This window comes from Paraburkholderia sp. HC6.4b (assembly GCF_014200875.1).
GTDB classification, from domain to species: domain Bacteria; phylum Pseudomonadota; class Gammaproteobacteria; order Burkholderiales; family Burkholderiaceae; genus Paraburkholderia; species Paraburkholderia tuberum.
Map to the genome: position 1 here is coordinate 70,569 of NZ_JACHDC010000004.1, position 17,273 is coordinate 87,841.

The 17,273-nt window shown below is 60.9% G+C and carries 15 protein-coding genes and 3 pseudogenes; 7 read left to right on the top strand and 11 right to left on the bottom strand.

Annotated elements, in window-relative coordinates; genetic code table 11:
• Positions 1 to 32: 32 nt before the first annotated feature.
• Positions 33 to 1,490 (top strand): dihydropyrimidinase, encoded by a 1,458-nt coding sequence (gene hydA / locus HDG34_RS06985; protein WP_090811231.1) that lies wholly within the window; start codon positions 33 to 35, stop codon positions 1,488 to 1,490.
• 227 nt (positions 1,491 to 1,717) lie between these two features.
• Here the strand turns inward: hydA and HDG34_RS06990 are convergent, their stop codons facing one another.
• The 3 genes from HDG34_RS06990 to HDG34_RS07000 are packed head-to-tail and all read right to left on the bottom strand — an operon-like array spanning position 1,718 to position 3,468.
• Entirely contained in the window at positions 1,718 to 2,827 is a 1,110-nt protein-coding gene (locus HDG34_RS06990) for an oxidoreductase (protein ID WP_260321060.1), read from the bottom strand.
• Positions 2,828 to 2,845: 18 nt separating this feature from the next.
• Positions 2,846 to 3,184, bottom strand: coding sequence for a type II toxin-antitoxin system RelE/ParE family toxin (locus HDG34_RS06995; RefSeq protein ID WP_184058709.1), 339 nt, complete (start codon positions 3,182 to 3,184; stop codon positions 2,846 to 2,848).
• Entirely contained in the window at positions 3,184 to 3,468 is a 285-nt protein-coding gene (locus tag HDG34_RS07000) for a type II toxin-antitoxin system Phd/YefM family antitoxin (RefSeq protein WP_184058711.1), read from the bottom strand. The genes HDG34_RS06995 and HDG34_RS07000 overlap by 1 nt, the downstream gene beginning before the upstream one ends.
• Positions 3,469 to 3,690: 222 nt before the next feature.
• On the opposite strand from HDG34_RS07000, the gene HDG34_RS07005 reads away from it, so the two are divergent.
• Positions 3,691 to 3,876, top strand: a complete 186-nt coding sequence (locus tag HDG34_RS07005; RefSeq protein WP_260321061.1) for a hypothetical protein — start codon at positions 3,691 to 3,693, stop codon at positions 3,874 to 3,876.
• 77 nt (positions 3,877 to 3,953) lie between these two features.
• A pseudogene (locus HDG34_RS07010) lies at positions 3,954 to 4,163 on the top strand (helix-turn-helix domain-containing protein); the annotation flags it as partial.
• 340 nt (positions 4,164 to 4,503) lie between these two features.
• Here HDG34_RS07010 and HDG34_RS07020 read toward each other — a convergent pair.
• Both HDG34_RS07020 and HDG34_RS40090 read right to left on the bottom strand, forming a co-directional pair.
• The gene (locus HDG34_RS07020) at positions 4,504 to 4,821 is read right to left on the bottom strand and encodes a CcdB family protein (RefSeq protein WP_184058713.1); all 318 of its coding nucleotides are present in this window, start codon (positions 4,819 to 4,821) and stop codon (positions 4,504 to 4,506) included.
• Positions 4,821 to 4,919 (bottom strand): type II toxin-antitoxin system CcdA family antitoxin, encoded by a 99-nt coding sequence (locus HDG34_RS40090; RefSeq protein ID WP_260331844.1) that lies wholly within the window; start codon positions 4,917 to 4,919, stop codon positions 4,821 to 4,823. The genes HDG34_RS07020 and HDG34_RS40090 overlap by 1 nt, the downstream gene beginning before the upstream one ends.
• Before the next feature lie 726 nt (positions 4,920 to 5,645).
• On the opposite strand from HDG34_RS40090, the gene HDG34_RS40095 reads away from it, so the two are divergent.
• Together HDG34_RS40095 and HDG34_RS07030 are read left to right on the top strand one after the other, a co-directional pair.
• A complete protein-coding gene (locus tag HDG34_RS40095; protein ID WP_409259257.1) occupies positions 5,646 to 6,119 on the top strand; it encodes a TOTE conflict system archaeo-eukaryotic primase domain-containing protein in 474 nt (157 codons plus the stop codon).
• Positions 6,103 to 8,553, top strand: coding sequence for a glycoside hydrolase family 15 protein (locus tag HDG34_RS07030; protein ID WP_184058715.1), 2,451 nt, complete (start codon positions 6,103 to 6,105; stop codon positions 8,551 to 8,553). The genes HDG34_RS40095 and HDG34_RS07030 overlap by 17 nt, the downstream gene beginning before the upstream one ends.
• Positions 8,554 to 9,068: 515 nt before the next feature.
• On the opposite strand, the gene HDG34_RS07035 is transcribed toward HDG34_RS07030, so the two are convergent.
• The 5 genes and pseudogenes from HDG34_RS07035 to HDG34_RS07050 form a co-directional block, all read right to left on the bottom strand.
• Positions 9,069 to 9,872 carry a transglutaminase family protein gene (locus tag HDG34_RS07035; protein ID WP_090811454.1) on the bottom strand — a complete coding sequence of 268 codons (804 nt, stop codon included), beginning with the start codon at positions 9,870 to 9,872 and terminating at the stop codon, positions 9,069 to 9,071.
• Between the two features lie 310 nt (positions 9,873 to 10,182).
• The gene (locus HDG34_RS07040; protein WP_184058717.1) at positions 10,183 to 10,419 is read right to left on the bottom strand and encodes a hypothetical protein; all 237 of its coding nucleotides are present in this window, start codon (positions 10,417 to 10,419) and stop codon (positions 10,183 to 10,185) included.
• A gap of 470 nt (positions 10,420 to 10,889) precedes the next feature.
• Positions 10,890 to 11,072: pseudogene (locus HDG34_RS38920) on the bottom strand (LysR family transcriptional regulator); the annotation flags it as partial.
• Between the two features lie 94 nt (positions 11,073 to 11,166).
• Positions 11,167 to 14,193 carry an ankyrin repeat domain-containing protein gene (locus tag HDG34_RS07045; protein ID WP_184058719.1) on the bottom strand — a complete coding sequence of 1,009 codons (3,027 nt, stop codon included), beginning with the start codon at positions 14,191 to 14,193 and terminating at the stop codon, positions 11,167 to 11,169.
• A 427-nt stretch (positions 14,194 to 14,620) separates the two neighbouring features.
• On the bottom strand, positions 14,621 to 15,394 hold the full coding sequence (locus tag HDG34_RS07050) for a helix-turn-helix transcriptional regulator (RefSeq protein WP_184058721.1): 774 nt from the start codon (positions 15,392 to 15,394) through the stop codon (positions 14,621 to 14,623).
• Positions 15,395 to 15,510: 116 nt separating this feature from the next.
• Between HDG34_RS07050 and HDG34_RS07055 the strand changes: the two genes are divergently transcribed.
• Positions 15,511 to 16,590 carry a zinc-binding alcohol dehydrogenase family protein gene (locus HDG34_RS07055; protein WP_184059214.1) on the top strand — a complete coding sequence of 360 codons (1,080 nt, stop codon included), beginning with the start codon at positions 15,511 to 15,513 and terminating at the stop codon, positions 16,588 to 16,590.
• 231 nt (positions 16,591 to 16,821) lie between these two features.
• On the opposite strand, the pseudogene HDG34_RS07060 reads toward HDG34_RS07055, so the two are convergent.
• Positions 16,822 to 16,947 (bottom strand): annotated as a pseudogene (locus HDG34_RS07060) (IS30 family transposase); the annotation flags it as partial.
• A gap of 75 nt (positions 16,948 to 17,022) precedes the next feature.
• Between HDG34_RS07060 and HDG34_RS07065 the strand changes: the two are divergent.
• The gene (locus HDG34_RS07065) at positions 17,023 to 17,241 is read left to right on the top strand and encodes a hypothetical protein (RefSeq protein ID WP_090811471.1); all 219 of its coding nucleotides are present in this window, start codon (positions 17,023 to 17,025) and stop codon (positions 17,239 to 17,241) included.
• The last annotated feature ends 32 nt before the right edge of the window (positions 17,242 to 17,273 follow it).

The window sequence follows — 17,273 nt, forward strand, 5'->3', positions numbered from 1 at the left end:
CGTGAATGTTCAACTGAAGGAGACTTGGCATCATGGCGATCCTGATTCGAGGCGGCACCGTCGTCAATGCAGACAAGAGCTGGCGTGCGGACGTGCTCTGCGAAAACGGCGTGATCCAGAGCGTTGGCGAGAACCTCGACGCGCCGGCGGGCGCGACCGTGGTCGACGCCGGTGGCCAATATGTGATGCCTGGCGGCATCGATCCGCACACGCATATGGAGCTGCCCTTCATGGGCACGACCGCCAGCGACGACTTCTACACGGGCACGGCGGCGGGGCTTGCGGGCGGCACGACATCGATCATCGACTTCGTCATCCCCAACCCGAAGCAACCGCTGATGGACGCCTTTCGCGAGTGGCGCGGCTGGGCAGAGAAAGCCGCTTCCGACTATGGCTTTCACGTGGCGGTGACGTGGTGGGATGAAAGCGTGTATCGGGACATGGGACTCCTCGTGAACGAGCATGGCGTATCGAGCTTCAAGCACTTCATGGCCTACAAGAACGCCATCATGGCCGACGACGAGATTCTCGTGAACAGCTTTGCGCGCTCACTCGAACTGGGCGCGCTGCCTACCGTGCATGCGGAAAACGGCGAGCTCGTATTCCAGTTGCAACGCCAGTTGCTTGCGCGCGGTTTCACGGGGCCCGAGGCGCATCCGCTTTCACGGCCGCCCGAAGTCGAAGGCGAGGCGGCGAATCGCGCCATCCGCATCGCGCAGGTGCTCGGCGTGCCGGTGTACATCGTGCATGTCTCGGCGAAAGACGCGCTCGAGGCGATCGCGCGCGCACGCGGCGAAGGGCAGCGCGTATTCGGCGAAGTGCTCGCGGGGCATCTCGTGATCGATGAGTCGGTCTATCGCGACCCGGACTGGACGCGCGCCGCCGCCCACGTGATGAGTCCGCCGTTCCGTACCCAGGAGCATCGCGACGCGCTCTGGCGCGGGCTTCAGGGCGGCCTGCTGCACACCACCGCAACCGACCACTGCGTGTTCTGCGCTTCGCAGAAAGCCATGGGCCGCCATGATTTCACGAGAATTCCGAATGGTTGCGGCGGCGTGGAAGATCGCATGGCGGTGTTGTGGGATCAAGGTGTGAACACCGGCCGGCTCACGCCGAACGAATTTGTGCGCGTCACCTCCACCAATGCGGCGCAAATCTTCAACCTGTACCCGCGCAAGGGCACGGTGGCCGTGGGTGCCGACGCCGATCTCGTCGTCTGGGATCCCGAGGCCACGCGAGCGATATCGGTCAAGACGCATCATCAGAACGTGGACTTCAACGTGTTCGAAGGGATGACGGTTCGCGGCGTGCCGACACACACCGTCTCACAAGGCGAACTCGTGTGGGCGGACGGCGACCTGCGCGCGCGGCGCGGAGCCGGGCGTTATCTGAAGCGGCCCGCGAATCCCGGCTATCTGCAGGCCTCGCGCCTCGCGAAGAGCCTGAAGCAGACGCAGCCGGTGCATCGCGAAGGTGACGCACCACAATAAACACGGCAACGCGTGGAGGCATTGCAGGGGATATCGGGGGCTCGACGCGACAGGATTCGCGTTGCGCCCCGGTAGTTCGAGTGCAAACCGGTCGGCGCTTTTTATCTGCGTCGGAGTTCGCCATTGAGCGATCAGATACAAGAACAGCGCGAGCCGGGGTGCGGTCATGGTTGAATGAGTAATCCGTATCTCGCGGTTAGTGTTTCCCGCGTTCCGCGATCCATGCGCTATCCGGTCGCTGTTCCAGTCAGCGATTCACAGGCCTGCCAGAGGCGTCTTGCATCGGTTCCGTTTCTTGCCTGACTGGCGACGTTCGCTGGTCCCACGTCTCGCCCACGTGTTTCGAACAATCCGAGCGGACCATAATAGCCGCCGTCGACGACATCGGCCGCGGTTGCGGCATAGAGCGTGGAAAGCGCGCCGGTCTGGTCACTGTTGAACAAGATATCGATCAGTCCGCCTAGCGCAGAGCGGACGATCGGGCTTGCGGCAAAATGGTCGGCACGGAACAGATTCGTATTGGCGACGCCGGGATGCGCGGCAACGGACATCACGCGCGATCGTGCGGCGCGCAACCGGCGATCGAGTTCGAACGCGAACATGAGGTTGGCGAGCTTCGACTGTCGATAGGCGGTCATCGGACGGTAACGACGGGTTGCCTGAAGGTCGTCGAAGTCGAGCCGCCCGGTCTTGTGTGCGATAGAGGCAACCGTGACCACGCGCGGCCGCTCGGCAGACGCACCTGCCGCCATCTCGAGCGCAGGCAACAGCAGGCGCGTCAGGGCGAAATGCCCGAGTACATTGGTGCCGAACTGCAATTCGAAGCCGTCGACCGTTTCGAGGCGTCGGCGGGGCGCCATGACGCCCGCATTGTTGATGAGGATGTCGAGCGGCCGGCATTGCGCGAGTTCGCGATCGCAAAAGGCGCGCACCGAAGCAAGGCTTGCGAGATCCAGTCGTTGAAGCCGCAATCGGGCGGCGGGCAGCTCCCTCTGCAGACGGGACAGGGCATCGGCGCCGCGCTGTTCGTCACGGCAGGCGAGTACGACTTCCGCGCCTGTGCGAGCCAGTATTGCAGCGACGTGATAGCCGATGCCGCTGTTGGCCCCCGTGATGATGACGCGTCTGCCGTGCTGAGGCGTGATGTCGTCGATGCTCCATTGTTTGTTCTGGTTCATTGGCGATTGTCGAGGGAAGGCCGTTAGCCGGAGAGAATGCTGATTAGCATACCCGTTGCACGCGCGCCGCATGTGCTGGACATTTTCGGGTTTCGCACGGGTCCGGCGGCTTCCTGAGTCGGGCGCGCAGCGCGCGCATGCAATGCGTGTGAAACGCAAGGCGGCCGTCCTGACCCGTTACATCAGCCGAAGCACGATTCTCTGAAGGAGGGAGGGCAGGTCGCGTCGAGCGTCGACCATGAGATGAACGAAAACGGTCTCGTCGCGGACCTGATAAATGATCCGGTTCTTGCCGGAAAGGCCTTGCCGGAAACCGTCCTCGAAGAAGCCCTCAAGCTCGGCAGGCGCATGACCGTTAGCGGGGAACTGGCGAATGTGCGTGATCGTCTCCTGCAGTTGCGTCGATGTCTGACGCCACATTTCCCATCCGAATGTGCGGACAACATAGCTTCTGAGTTCGTCAATGCCGATCCGCGCCGTCGGGAGGATGCGGTATTTCAGCAGCGGTGCCGCCATCAGCGGAGCTTTTCCTGACGATCGAGCTCGTTGAGTTCCGCAAAGAACTCGTCGCCATCGACGTGAACCCCGCGCTCGATGTGCTTCTGGCCGATAGCCAGGATTTTCAGGAGCGCGAGGGTCTGCTGCGTCGATTCGTAGCTTCGCACATCCTGGACGACGAGCTTCGCTTCACCGTTCTGCGTGATGATGAGCGGCTCTCCCGAATCAGTCAGGTCCTTGACGATTCGCGCCGCTTCGCTTTTGAGGTAGCTGATTGGCTTCACATGATCGGCGAGATGCATCAAGCGCTCCGGTGAGGTTCACATAGGACCAAATTTAAACCATTAACGTCCGGCGGCGATCTCCGGTGCGTCCATGTGCAGTTGCATTTGACATAATGTAATTTATCAACATTTTTTGATGTTAGTCCAAAGTTCAGATGTCGCGTTTCCGCTAAATTGAAATGTCGTGTTTTACCGTGACTGGCAAGCTGGCATTTTGCTGCGCGATCGCAGGAGCCAGTCATGAGCCCAGCCGCACTGGTGACATTGAACATGCGCGAACTCGACCGTCTGAAGGTGATCCAGGCCGTGGTGGACATCGGGCTCGAGCCCGGGCGTGGTGGACATCGGGCTCAAGCCCGGGCGTGCCGCCGGGCGACTTGGCCTGACCGTGCGTCAGGTCGAGCGGCTGGTAGCGCGGTATCGTGAATCTGGCCAGGTTCAAATGTCCGCTTCCGTGGCGCGTAAGCTGACCAGCGGCCCGTACCTCGGCGCTGGAGCCTGCGATGGCTGCGACCGAACGGATCACGATGACGATGCGCGAACTGGACAGGTACAAAGTGATTCAGCATGTTGCCGATGGCGTGCTCAGACCGTGGCGGGCTGCGAAGCGACTTGGGCTGACGACGCGGCAAATCCGTCGTCTTGTCGGCCGGCTGCGTGAACACGGACCGCAAGGACTCGTGTCAGGTCGGCGCGCCATGGCCAGCGCAAACGGTGAGCTGGTCACACTGTACAGGGAGATCAGACGGGACATCCTCGACCTGCAGAAGGAACCAGGCTGAGGGTGCCAGTGCCGTCGAGCGGCTCGCGCGCGATCTCGAGGCAGTGTTTCCCAACATGCGCGGGTTCTCGCCCGGCGGCCTCAAATACATGCGTACATGCGCGCGCAAGCCTTTCGCCGTTGGGAATTTGTGCAACAGCCCGTTGCATAAATACCGTGCTCGCACGCTGCCACACTTCTCGACAAGCTAGACGGCGCAGCTCGGCGACTCTGGTATGCCCGCCTGAGATAGCGGGAATGTCCTGCCCCGGCGTGTCTACCGTCCAGAATAATCAGTAAGCGCCCAGGAGGCGATCCAGCGCGGCCGTGATCCGGTCACGGTGTTCGACAAGCGAACCGGTCTTCGGCCCCAGTTCGCTTAAGGGCACGGCCGCGACAAACGCCGGATGCAGGATGCACCGGATGCCGCCGATATCGAATGATGGCGTGAAGTCCGCCGGGAGCTTCCCGGGCGGAAAAGCATCAGCCTGAATCAGCGGTACGACGACGCGGATCGACAGACCTTCTAGAAAGTCGCTTTGCACGTCGACAAGATACGGTGTACTGGCGCGGCCTCTACCGCTGTTGGCATAGACGTCGAATCGCGCCATCAGAACATCCGGTATTGCGCCAAAGGAAGTCCGTTCTCTTCGACCCACTGGTTCGTGTGCCTGATGAACTCGGCGTGTTCATGCGAACCACCCGGCAAATGAGCATCACGCTTCCGAACGAAATGGCCGAGGAAATCCGCAGGCGCGTCCGGAGCGGTGAAACGCGACGGAGTCAGAAGTCATCCACGACGGCCTGCCCGAACTCGCTTTACGTGAACGTGCTATCGAGGCCCGGTTGCGCGATTCGGTCGGGCTGGTCGCTGCCGCACTTGAAGCTGTGTGGTCTTTGCGCCGGACGCATGCGATCAACTGGCGAGTTGGAGGCAGCAATCGCGACCGCAGGCGCCCCACGGAAGGCGGCCGAATACGTCGACGCCATCGTCACACTCTGCGAGCTCGATACCCTCCCCGCGGCCGTGCTGTGATCGCATACCGCGTTTTGGGCGAGACGGTCGCGATGCTCGGCGTCTACTATGGCGGGCAGGGACTACGCGGCCAGGTCTCAGCCGAATCTTGATGACCCCGCCTGGCCGCGCGGCTGACACGGCCAAGAGCCCGGTCGCCCATGTCTTACCCCTCGGACAGCAACGGACGAGGCGACGAACGACGGCAACCTGTCACGCCCAGAGTGGGACGATCTCACGCGCGAAGAGTTGCGGGCAGAACTCGCCCGTCTGCAGGCCGAAGACAGCCGGCTCGCTGCCATGCTGCGAGCCATCGTGCCCGGTACCAGGCAACCCGGGGCAAGCGATCCCGCGTAATGCCTCGCCGGCTGTGCAAAATGCAGGCACTTCCTCGCTTTCCCCACTTCCCCACTACAGAAAGTGCAACTTTTCCGGAGGCTTTTCCGCGGCCGAACTGACGTCTATCCGCTTCGGTGGGAAAGCCGCAATTCCGGAAAATCCGGTTACGCGCCGGTGTGCGCGAACGAGTGGCACGCGGGCATCTGCGAAAAGCCCCGCATCCGCTGCGCGGACTGCACGCATCGGGTGCTGCTGTCACTGGACGATCAGGTCTTCTATGCGCATCTTTCCGGCGATCGTACCGTGGGCCTTTACCCGCTAATGGCGGACGGTACCTGTTACCTGCTCGCCGTCGACTTCGACGACGAGAGTTGGCGGGACGATGCGATGGCGTTCCGGCAGTTGAGCGGCCCCACGTCTGCCTCTCTATGCACGTCAAAAGCGCTATCCTCGATAGCTACAATGCGTAGCATGCCCGCTCTTCTGCTCATCACGTGGATTTCTGATCGATCTAAGCAAAGATATGGAGTGAGATGCGATGGCAAATCTGCTTGAATCGAATCCGGCTCCGGGCGCACCTGGCAATCCGCTGAACTGGAGCCGCGCGGACAAAGACGCCGTCGGAACGGCGTACTCGCTGTCGAGCCAGGTCTGGTACACGACAGCAGGCGGCATCCTCACGGAAATCTACTTCCCGGATGTCGACACCCCTCAGGTACGAGACTTCCAGCTGATCATTACCGACGGGTCGACCTTCTATCACGACGCGCAGAAGGACTTCGACCATCGATGCGAATGGCCGGAGCCGCCCGCCTTATCCTGCCGGCTCACATCCCAGGCGAAAGGGCAACCCTACACCGTCGTGCAGGACGTGATCGCCGAGAAGGGTTCGGCCTGCGTGCTGGTTCGCACGACACTGCAGGGGGACCAGGATTTCCTTAACACACTGCACGTCTATGCCTTGTTGACGCCTCACATGGCGGGATACGGCGCTGGCAACACCGCGCATCGCGTCAGCACCGCAAATGGCGATCGCCTGGTCGCGACGCGTGACCATTACTGGCTCGCGCTGGGCGCCGACTGCGGCTTCGGCACGACGAGTTGCGGCTTCGTGGGAGTGAACGATGGCTGGACCGACATCATCGCAAACAAGCGCTTGCCGGTCTGGAACTACGACGCAGCAAAGGACGGATACGTCGCCGTGACGGCAGAGATCAACCGCGCAGGGCAGAATCAATTCGTTCTGGCACTGGCGTTTTGCGTCGACGAACCGACGCCGATTACGCAGAGCACGCCCAACAAGGCGCTGACCGCCGTATCCGAGGCGCTGGCCTACCCCTTCGACGGACCCGCCGACCCATACAGCCACAAGCAAGCGTTCATCCAGGGCTGGAACGACGCTGTTCGCGACCCGTTCCAGCCCAAGTCGAACATTACGGGCGATGGCAATGCGCTTTTCAACATGAGCCGCAACGTGTTGCTCGCGCATGAGGACAAGACGGCCGACGGCGCACTGGTGGCTTCATTGAGCATCCCGTGGGGACAGACGGTGCGGGACCTCGCTGCCGGCTACCACATGGTCTGGCCGCGTGACATGTGCCAAAGCGCACTCGCGCTGCTGGCCGCGGGCGCGCAGGATGCGCCCCTACGCGGGCTGATGTTTCTCGCTGCGTCGCAATTGGCGGATGGTAGCTTTCCGCAAAAGTTTTTCATTGACGGCGAGCCTTGGCGGGACAATGCCTCGCAGCTCGACGAATATTCCTTTCCAATCATTCTGGCCTATCACTTGAGCGAAGCCGGTCTGCTGCGTCAGTTCGATCCCACCGGCATGGTGCTGGCCGCAGCAGGCGCATTGATCAAGAACGGCCCCATGACTCAGCAGGAACGATGGGAAGAACTCGAAGGATACTCCCCTTCGACACTGGCATCGAACATCGCGGCGCTAGTCTGTGCGGCTACTAAATGGGCGGACGCCAGTACCGCCCAGTTCCTGCTCGAATACGCGGATTTTCTGGAATCGCATCTAGAGACATGGTGCGTCGCTGCGGAAGGCTCACCGGTTCCGGGCGTGACGCAGCACTACGTTCGAATCTTGCCGACGCATGTCAATGGCGTCTTTAATTTTCCAGAAGATCCAGATAGCGCCCAAGTAACCGTCTGGAACAAAGACTACAACGCAAACACCATCGTGGACGCGGGTTTTCTCGAACTGGTGCGCTATGGCATTCGGGCCGCGAACGATCCGATCATCGTCAACTCGGTCAAGGTAGTCGATGCAGTAATCAGAAAAATTCTGCCGCAGGGGCCTGCCTTTTACCGATACAACCACGACGGTTATGGTCAAGGCAATCTCGGCGAGGACTGGTACGACGGCGCTACCTTCGGCGTTGGTCGACCCTGGCCGCTGCTCACTGGCGAACGCGGCCATTACGAATTGGCCGCCGGTGGCGACCCCACCCCCTACATCCGCGCTCTCGAGGCGTTCGCCGGAACGCGCGCTCTGCTTCCCGAGCAAGTGTGGGATCTGCCCGATCTGGCAAACCCGCCCTTCGTCACTGGCGGGCCGACTGGCTCTGCCATGCCGCTCGCGTGGGCCCACGCCGAATACATCAAGCTCGTTCGCTCCGCTTCGGACGGTCAGGTCTTTAACCACCTGAAAGTCGTCGCCGACCGTTATCAGTCTCAGCCCGGCCAGGCGCCGCGCGCTCGCAGCAATATCGAAATCTGGAACTTCAACCGCCCGCTGCCGTCGATTCCGGCCGCCACGACAATTCGGATCCCTTTGGCTGCGCCTTTCCGCCTGCGCTGGACGATCGACGACTGGGCCACGTCGGAGGACAGCGAAGCCACCGCAACGGCGCTCGGCATCTACTACGTCGATCTGGTCACGCAAGCAGCCCAGGCCGGTTCATCGCTTGCATTCACCTTCTTCTGGACCTCGAGTCAGACGTGGCAAGGGCAGAATTTTTCCGTCGCCCTCCAATCCTAAGCGATGCGTCGCCAACGGCAGACAATTGCTTCTGTCATGGAGAAACACACGACTTCATCTAAGCCGTCCATGATCTCCATGACGCTGGAGAACCGCATGTAGGTACGTGGGGTCATCGAACTGTTTGATATTCCCTTTGACGAGCAGCAGGTCCCAAGCGGGCTCGGTGGTGTCGAGGGCCAGATAGAACGCGCCGATGTGCGCGATGAAGTTGCGGGCGCTGGCCAGCCGGTTAAACCACTTCGCGCCCTGAGTCAGTCCATCAAGCGTTTCGAGGGGCCTCGCCGTCTCCGTCCAGGAGCATAGCGCTCATTCGCGGAGTAACTTTGCTGGACATACTCCGCCGCGCATCCGGTCGCCCATAGTCCACCGAACGACTGACGCGTGGAACGGGTGAACGACGCGGTGACGCTCAGGCGCGCAATCAATTAGGCCAGCGCGGTCCAAAATGCTTACGTTACCGGGAGGGGATCCAAAAATTCCCCGTCGGCTCAGCAATGGCCAATTGTGCGCGGTTATTCCTGATCGCAATGCACCTTGAAGTGCGTTAGCACGGCGGCCCCAAACGCATTGCTTATCGCAACATCGGCGGCGTCGCGACCGTATGCCATCAAAACGCGCCCGATGCGTGGTGCGTTGTTACGCGGATCGAAGGTTTGCCAGCTACCCCCTACGTAGGCCTCAAACCACGCCGCGAAATCCATTGGCGCTGCGACGGGGGGCAAACCGACATCGCTGATATAACCGGTGCAGTAGCGAGCCGGAATATTCATGGCGCGGCATAGCGTGATGCCCAGATGGGCGAAGTCCCGGCAGACGCCTCTTCGTTCGCGGTAAACGTCCGCTGCGGTTTTGGTCGGCCGCGCGTGCCGGTAATCAAATGCGATATGCCGGTGCACGAAGTCGCAGATTGCGAGAACAGTCTCGCGGCCCGGCGCGCACTGTCCAAAAACCTTCCACGCGACGTCGACCATCAAATCGGTTTCACAATAGCGGCTACCCAACAGGAAAACGAGCGTATCGTCGGGCAACTGCTCGACTGGATGGCCCCGACCGTCTTTCGGACGCGTTTCCATCGCATTTGGCACATTCAGAAGCGCGGTCGTGCTCAAGCCAACCCGCCCGGCGGGCGCGATTATCCGCGTGCACAGGTTGCCGAACAAGTCGCGGTACTGCCTCGTCGCCACCGGCGGATCGGTAACGAGCAGATCTGCCTCGACAATATCCTTTGCATGCGAAAAGTGCGTGTTCAGCATCAGCATCATCGGCGTCGGTTGTGAGCACTCGTACGACAGTTCGTATCCGACGCGAAGCTTCATATATTTATCCTGTTCGTCTGATCCCGGAGGTTGGGGCTGGCAACTCAAAGGCGTGCGGCCCGAGACAGCCACAACAGATGATCCCACGACGCCGGGCGTCACGCTCGCATTCAAAAACAATCGCCGCTACCTGGCCTGAGCGGCCCTATGGTCTGTTGAAATGAAATGAACGCCGTCTCCCGGTGAGAGATTGGGCCTGACGCCAATGCTCTCAACGGCGACGACCGTCGTGCGTGCGACGTCGAACGCAGCTAGTGACCGTACTCGGCGGGACGAGTGAGTGGGTCGAGGCGGCGAAACAGGAATGGAATCAGCCAGTCGGGCCAAGTAGCAGGTCGATTGCGGCTTGACCGGCGACTTCCCCAACCAGGTAGGCCCATCGTTCAGTAAAAGGGCCGTTGCGCAGCGCGATCCGGCCCCCCCGCGCGCCGAGCACTTCGAGGTTGGTACCGCCTTTGATCTGGACAGTCACGTTGAACGTGTCCTCCGCAGCCGGAGTCAATTCGACGTGAATCTCGAAGCCACGATAGGTGATCACTCGTTGCATGAAAGCCTCCATGTCGTTATCGGAGACTAACACGCGAACGTTGCATGGTTCATCCGGCTACAGGCGCTGATCCCGTACGAGGTCGGTAACCGGCGTCGTAATTCTGCTTGCGGAGGCGTTCGAGACGGCAATTGCCTATTGGTTGAACTGCGCGCCGAGTACTGATGGTCCTGACAGACGTGCCGAGCGTCGGGAAGGGACCGGGTGCCGCGAGATGCGTTCCTTCCGGCTGCACCAGATGCTTCAAGATTCCCCGACCCTTCGGCCGTGAGCCGCTGGTACCTGAATTCGCAATTCCCGACTTTCGCTTGCCCCGTGAAGGGCGGCTTGATGGCCGACTTGTGCCCGATGGCCCGGTCCTGGGAAGCCCATGCCTTGCCGCGCGCTTCCCGATGACACGAGATGGTCATACGTGGTGGCACGCAGCCGTTAGCACTCAACGTAAGAGCGACCTGTGGTCCGCACCGGTCTCACGGTTCCGATCCTATAAATCCTGCCAATTCCTCGGGTCTTCCCAAGGGGAATGCTTCCTTAATGTGATCGAGAAAGGCGGAAACGCGAGGGCTTAGCAAGCGCCGCGAAGGATAAAGCGCCCATAGTGCGATGTCAGGGCCATCCAGGCCACCCCAATGCGTAAGCCTGCCGGCTGCGATAACTGAGCGAAGCGGATCTTCGAATGTCCGCCCGGATCGCTGAGCGAACGACAGTTGATGGGCCGAAAGCCGCCCCAAAAGAAATATCGGCAAGTCAACCCTTCTTTCGTCTTTCGATTTCTTGTTTCACACGTTCGATTTCAAGCCGTTTAGCTTCCTTTGTTCCCCATCGTGGCGCTCTGCTCTGGGTGGCTTCGGCGGCTGCACGAATGCGTGCTTTGGCAGCAAGTTGATTGGCTCTGCGTTCGTCCAGCTCCCTGATTTTGGCCGCTTGCCGTTCGGCGAAGCGTTCAGCCGCGATGGGTGTGGTTCGTTCAGGCAGTCCAGCAAGGACCACAAGCTTGTCGATATTGTCCCAGGTGCTGATCCAGCCGTCGTTGTAGGCAAACTCGCTAATCAACGGGAGGTTGAGTGCGGTGTAGATCGGGACCCAGTTTTCTTCTTCGCCCTGGCGGCGACGCACAGCGAGTTTGGGATTGAACTGGTACCGCCCGGTGGATACGCGCAGGAACAGGGATCTATTGTAGGCATAGTCTCTGTCGATTTCGTTCCTCGCCAGCACGCCAGAAAGATGCTGGCGCTTATTGCGCTCTGGCCGCGCGATGTTAGCGGGTAAGTGTTGCCAGGCATCGAGGATGATTTGGGTCTGGAACGCGCTGTCTGTATTGCCTCGTATCTTGCTGAATCGTGCTTTGAACAATACCCACAGGGTCTGGAACAGAAAGTATTCAGACAGATGCCGGTCGATGCGGACCAAGCGATCGCCCGCTCTGACATCAATGCAGGGCGGAGCCAGGCATTCATAGATTGCCGCCAGCGGGCCAGCAGCGAACTTTGCATCGCCAAATGCCTGACGCAAAGCCCAGTGCAGGGCATTGTGACCATAGTGATCGACGGCATCGCGGTCGGCACCGCGCTCCAGCAGGGCTTCCACCAGCGCCACATTTCCTGCAGCCGCTGCGGCCATCAGCGGCGTCTGGTTCATTGGCAGACGATGATCGACGCCATGCTGGTCACACTGCCTGAGGATGTCCTTGAAGCGGTTGGCGAAGAAAGGGACGTAGCTCTTGCGGGCGAACACCGCGCGCTGCTGATCAAAGGTTCGTGCCTGCTCGAATTTCGCCTCGACTGCCAGCCACTCGGCGAGCTGCGGTTCATCGAAGCAGGTGGCATAGTCAAAGAGTTGCTGCTTGCCCTTGTTGCCCGGAGACTGCTCGCGGAAGACCTTGATCAGCAGTTCCCTGACCTTGGCCTCATCGAACACCGGCCACGGCACCGGGACCTGCTTCAAGATGGTGCGGCGGATGGCCTCCGCCTGCTCCTGCTTGCCCTGCAGTTCAAGTTTGCGTGCTTCCTTCTGCCAGTCTTCGAGCGTGGATTGCCTGGCCTCGATCCTGGTCTGGCCGACGATCAGATCCAGCAACCCGAACAGATCATGCCCTGTGTCCGACTCGATCATGTAGATGTTCTTGATGGCGCGCGTCAGCGCTACATACAGGGCATTGACGAAGAATTTATAGACTTCGAGCGACTTGTCACTCTTGTCTTTAGCGCGTTTGTAATCCAGTGTCTCGACCGCCAGATCGGTCTTGGCGATGCCCTCGACAATGTCGTTGAACTCGCCCCGGTGATCCGAGATGAAACGGTAGAGCACGATGTTCTCGTATTCGAGACCCTTGGCTTCGTGGATCGAGAACAACAGCGGCGTGGCAAAGTGCTTGCGGGCGTCGGCCTTGTCCTCATCGCGCATTACCAGGACGGCGAACTGCGCGGATTGGCGAATCTTCTGGTCCAGTTCCCGCTTGGTGGCGTCCTTGTCGGGTATCAGCGTAACCTGGCCGGTTTCGCCGCCGACGGCCTGGACCAGGAAGTTGCTCTCCCGGTCGATGGAGCCGAAGCGCCGCTGCTTGATCTTGAGCAACTGATTGGCGACGCGAGTGGCCTCCAGCCCGTTGCGAAAGTTGGCCATTAGCACGCGTAATTCCTGCCGCTCGGCCAGTTTCGGATCCTTCCAGAACAGGCTCTTGACTTGGCTCCAGGAAAAAAAATTGGGATGGACAATCTGGTTGGAATCCCCGCAGAGCATGAAATGGCCAGGCTTCTTCATGGTTTTCAGCACGAGCGCGAGTTGCACGGTGGTGATGTCCTGCACCTCGTCAATAACCACGAAGTCGTAGCGCGGCGCAGCCAGCGCTTGCCAGTCCTGGGCGACCAGATTCAGGTCGTAGAGCTTTGCCTCGGCCAGCCAGGCGCGATACTTCTCAAACAGATTGTAGAGTTGGTCGCGCCGTTCTACGGGAAAGATCGATTGACGCACCCCCAGTGCTTGATACTCGTCGCGCGACAGGACACCGCCCGACCCGGCGGCAATCACGCCGCGAATCTCCTCGAAAGCCTGGTGGGCATCGACATCCTTGAAGTTCTGCCGTATACGCGAGTACCAGCCCGCAAAGTCGCGCCAGCTAGCCTCGCGTCCTGCCGGAACGCGGATCGACTCGACAAACTCCCGGTAGGACAGAAATACGGCATCCTGAGCGCCATGCTCGAAACCGTTGGCGTAATAAAGGTCGCGGGCGCTCTGCGCCAGGAAGGCGGAGTGAGTGACGTAGAGGACCTCACCTTCGGCATGCTTGAGCTTTTCAAGCGTCAGTGCGGTCTTGCCGCTGCCAGCGCTGCCGACGACAACCAGGGGAGGTGGCTGTCGGTAAATGGTCTCCTGCGTGTCATCAAACGAGATCGGTTTGTCGAGCAGGTGAATGCCGGTACGCTCGGGATGAAGGTAGCGTAGAGCTTGCGCCTCCCTGATGGCGTCATCAGCGCTGATGTCTGGAATTTTGCTCTCGTCAATCGCCGCGCCGCGCAGGAAACGTGACTTATCGTAGGCGTGATTGGCGATCACTTCCAGCATCAGTGCGCAGACTTCATCCCCGTGGCGCACCAGCGAGAACAACAGCCGGTCGGCGTCATCCAGCTTCGCCCGGTAGAACTTGCCGTGGCTCAGATTGGCGAGCTTCTTGACTTGGGCAGCACGGAAGTCGTGGCGGGCGATGGCCGCGGACACCTTGTCGTAGCTGGCCTTGACGCGTGAGGTGTCGAGGCCTGTGTATTCGAGAATCTTCATGAGGCGATGAGGACAAGAGCAAGAGCAAGAAAGAATTCTCTCATGGCCGTCTGGCCTGCCAACCTCTCTAGCAAGTTTTCCGGTCATTCCCGAACGGCAGTTATCCGACCTGGACCGGACGCCCTACGACAGGGTATTTCCTCATGCTGAATGACCGGTTCGGGCCGTCTCCTGCCCGATACGCTTTGGCTCATGTCGACCCACAAGGGCCGGTCCCCTTTCTCCATAACGGTCGTCCAAGCTATGTGCGGAACTGTTTAGCTGGTACGCGACCAGCTTTCAGATATCGCGACGACCTGGCAACAAATTCGCATTCGCCCATGGGCTTGCCTGGCGCCAGGCGCAGTGGCGTCACAGGAAGGAGCAAGGCGGACGCATCTCGCTGAGCCATCCCCGGAATGCACCAAGCTTCCCGCCACACGACCGCTCAGACAGGCGTGTAGATCGCCAACTTTAGTGCAGGGTCATCGTTCGCCTGAAACGTCGTGTATTCGTAGCGCTGCGTGCCTCGCTGCGGGTGCGCGAGCACTTTCTGGCCGGCCACGCTGCTGCGGATGTCATGCGCGTCCCACCACCGCGCGAACTCCCGGCTACGGGCACGCACGCGCTCGACCAGTTCGATAAACGCCGGATCGTCGGCATGGAGATCGTGGGTCGCGCGAAAGAGCGCAATCATTCGACGGGCTTCATCGGACCAGGTGACCCCGAAGAGCCGCCGCGATTCCGGCTCGATAAACATGAAGACCAGGATGTTGCGGTCCGCTTCGGCGAAACGGTCGAAGCCCAGGAGGTCCGCAGCGGCGGTGTTCCACGTCAGGATGTCCCAGCGCCTGCCGGTTACGTACGCCGGCACATCAAGGCGCGCGACCAGACGTTCGATCGCCGGAGTGACGCTCTCGCGCGTGAACGCGACCCGATCGCCGTTGCCCGCGAGCGCCCGCAAATGTGCTGTTTCGACCTTGCCGAGGCGCAGGGCGCGAGCGAGCGCGTCGAGGGTGGTATCGGACGGCCTGACGGTTCGGCCCTGCTCGAGCCGCACATACCAGTCCACGCCGATGCCCGCCAGTTCCGCCACTTCCTCCCGTCGCAGGCCCGGTGTGCGGCGGCGCCGATCGTCGTTGAGTCCGACCGCGTCCGGACTCAGTTTTTCCCTGCGTGAGCGCAGGAAATCGCCAAATTCGTTTCGACTCGATGTCGTCATGATTGTCGTTTTCGCCTTGGGAGGCACGCTGAAGTCCTAGGATAGTGCTAGGCCTTGTTACGAATGCTACGCCTGCCAGAATGGTCTCGTCCAATTACCCTGACCGGAGACCGACAATGAAAGCTGCGATTCTGAAGACGCTCGGCATGCCACTCGAGATCGAACACATGCCGGCCCCCTTGATCGGCACAGGCGAGGTCATTGTCGATGTCGCCGCCGCCCCCGTGCTGCCCTACGCGAACGAAGTCTTCAGCGGCGAACGCCGATACCCAATTGACCTGCCGATGGTTCCCGGCTGCGGCGCGATTGGTCGCGTGCGTGCTATTGGCCCGGACGCCACGCACCTGAAGCCGGGTGACTGGGTGTTCTGCGATCCGACCGTGCGCTCGCGCGACGACGCCCTGATCCCCGACATCGCACTACAGGGCTGGAGCGCGCGCGGGGACGGCGGCAAACGTCTGCAACGGCATTTTCACGATGGCCCCTTCGCCGAACAGGTGCGAGTGCCGACGGAAAACGCCGTTCGCATCGGGGAGATCGATCCGGCCGATGTCGCCCGGTGGTGTGCGCTCAATGTCATGCTGGTGCCCTACGGCGGACTGCTCGCAGCTGGTTTGCAGGCAGGTGAGACGTTGCTCGTGAGCGGCGCGACAGGCAACTTCGGCAGCGCGTGCGTCGCCGTCGCCCTCGCGATGGGCGCGCGCTGCGTGGTCGCGCCGGGACGCAACGAACAGGCCCTCGCGGATCTGGAACGCCGCTTCGGCGAGCGCATCCGGACCGTGACGCTTTCGGGTCGTGAAGAAGAGGACCGCGAACGGATGCGGCTGGCGGCGCCCTGTCCGATCGATTGCGTGATTGATCTGATGCCGCCGTCGGTTAGCACGACCACGGTGCGCGCGGCGGTCACGACCGTCCGCGCTTATGGACGAGTCGTGCTGATGGGTGGCGTCGGCATGCTCGGCGGCGAAGGGCTTGACCTGCCTTATGCGTGGATCATGCGCAACGACATCACGATACGCGGCAAATGGATGTATCCGCCCGCAGCAGTGACGCGCATGACGGGCTTGATCCGTGCCGGGCTGCTGGATCTCGGCCACTTTGACGTCACAACCTTCCCCCTTGATGACGCTAACGACGCGGTGGCTCACGCAGCTGCGAACGGCGGCCCATACAGGATGACGGTGATCCGTCCTTAGACGGCGGACTCTCGCCTCACGCCGGACATACTTTGTCGACGATTCAGCCCCCAATGTCGAGTGACCGGTCATGGCCGATAGCACCAGTTCGATGAACGTTTTACAGAGGTGACGTTGGAATTCTCAACGGCAGCTTTCCCGTGGTTGGTGTGAACGCGTACTGCCGGCCATCAAGCGTCATTCGTCCGTTCCGTCGCGCAGACATTCAGACGGCGGGTCCGCCCGGCGGATTCAACCGGTGGATGCAATAGTTTGCTGGAATCGTTCGGCGGGCGTCTCGTAGTCCAGTGTCTTTCTTGGACGCTCGTTCAGTCGTCTTGCCACAGCGTTGAGTTTGGCCTGCGAATACACTGACAGAGCGACCTTGGCGGTGACAACGAGGTCCACCTCGTCCAACGCGACGACGATTAGGGCAATCGTTTGGAGACAGCCATGCATTTCGACTACCAACAATTCCACATCGACGCGTCACCTCTTGATGAAGGCGGCCGCTATTACGCTCGCGCAAAGATCTACCGGCGCGCCTCGGCGAGTGGCGATGCCGTCGAGGTAAAGTATTCGGGCGACCTCGGCGATTACCCCTCCGACGCGGATGCCATTGAGGCGGCGCAGCGTTGGGCGATTCAGTGGTGCGACGAGAACTCCGCTTAGGCTTCACTATCCAGGTCCGGGCTGTCCCGGAG

Excerpts from the sequence above, each read along its gene's own strand:
- HDG34_RS07000 (WP_184058711.1), bottom strand. The coding sequence starts at position 3,468 with ATGCATCTCGCCGATCATGTGAAGCCAATCAGCTACCTCAAAAGCGAA.
- HDG34_RS07035 (WP_090811454.1), bottom strand. The coding sequence starts at position 9,872 with ATGAAGCTTCGCGTCGGATACGAACTGTCGTACGAGTGCTCACAACCG.
- HDG34_RS07065 (WP_090811471.1), top strand. The coding sequence starts at position 17,023 with ATGCATTTCGACTACCAACAATTCCACATCGACGCGTCACCTCTTGAT.
- HDG34_RS07050 (WP_184058721.1), bottom strand. The coding sequence starts at position 15,394 with ATGACGACATCGAGTCGAAACGAATTTGGCGATTTCCTGCGCTCACGC.
- HDG34_RS07040 (WP_184058717.1), bottom strand. The coding sequence starts at position 10,419 with ATGCAACGAGTGATCACCTATCGTGGCTTCGAGATTCACGTCGAATTG.
- hydA (WP_090811231.1), top strand. The coding sequence starts at position 33 with ATGGCGATCCTGATTCGAGGCGGCACCGTCGTCAATGCAGACAAGAGC.
- HDG34_RS07055 (WP_184059214.1), top strand. The coding sequence starts at position 15,511 with ATGAAAGCTGCGATTCTGAAGACGCTCGGCATGCCACTCGAGATCGAA.
- HDG34_RS07030 (WP_184058715.1), top strand. The coding sequence starts at position 6,103 with ATGGCAAATCTGCTTGAATCGAATCCGGCTCCGGGCGCACCTGGCAAT.
- HDG34_RS07005 (WP_260321061.1), top strand. The coding sequence starts at position 3,691 with ATGAGCCCAGCCGCACTGGTGACATTGAACATGCGCGAACTCGACCGT.
- HDG34_RS07020 (WP_184058713.1), bottom strand. The coding sequence starts at position 4,821 with ATGGCGCGATTCGACGTCTATGCCAACAGCGGTAGAGGCCGCGCCAGT.
- HDG34_RS06995 (WP_184058709.1), bottom strand. The coding sequence starts at position 3,184 with ATGGCGGCACCGCTGCTGAAATACCGCATCCTCCCGACGGCGCGGATC.
- HDG34_RS07045 (WP_184058719.1), bottom strand. The coding sequence starts at position 14,193 with ATGAAGATTCTCGAATACACAGGCCTCGACACCTCACGCGTCAAGGCC.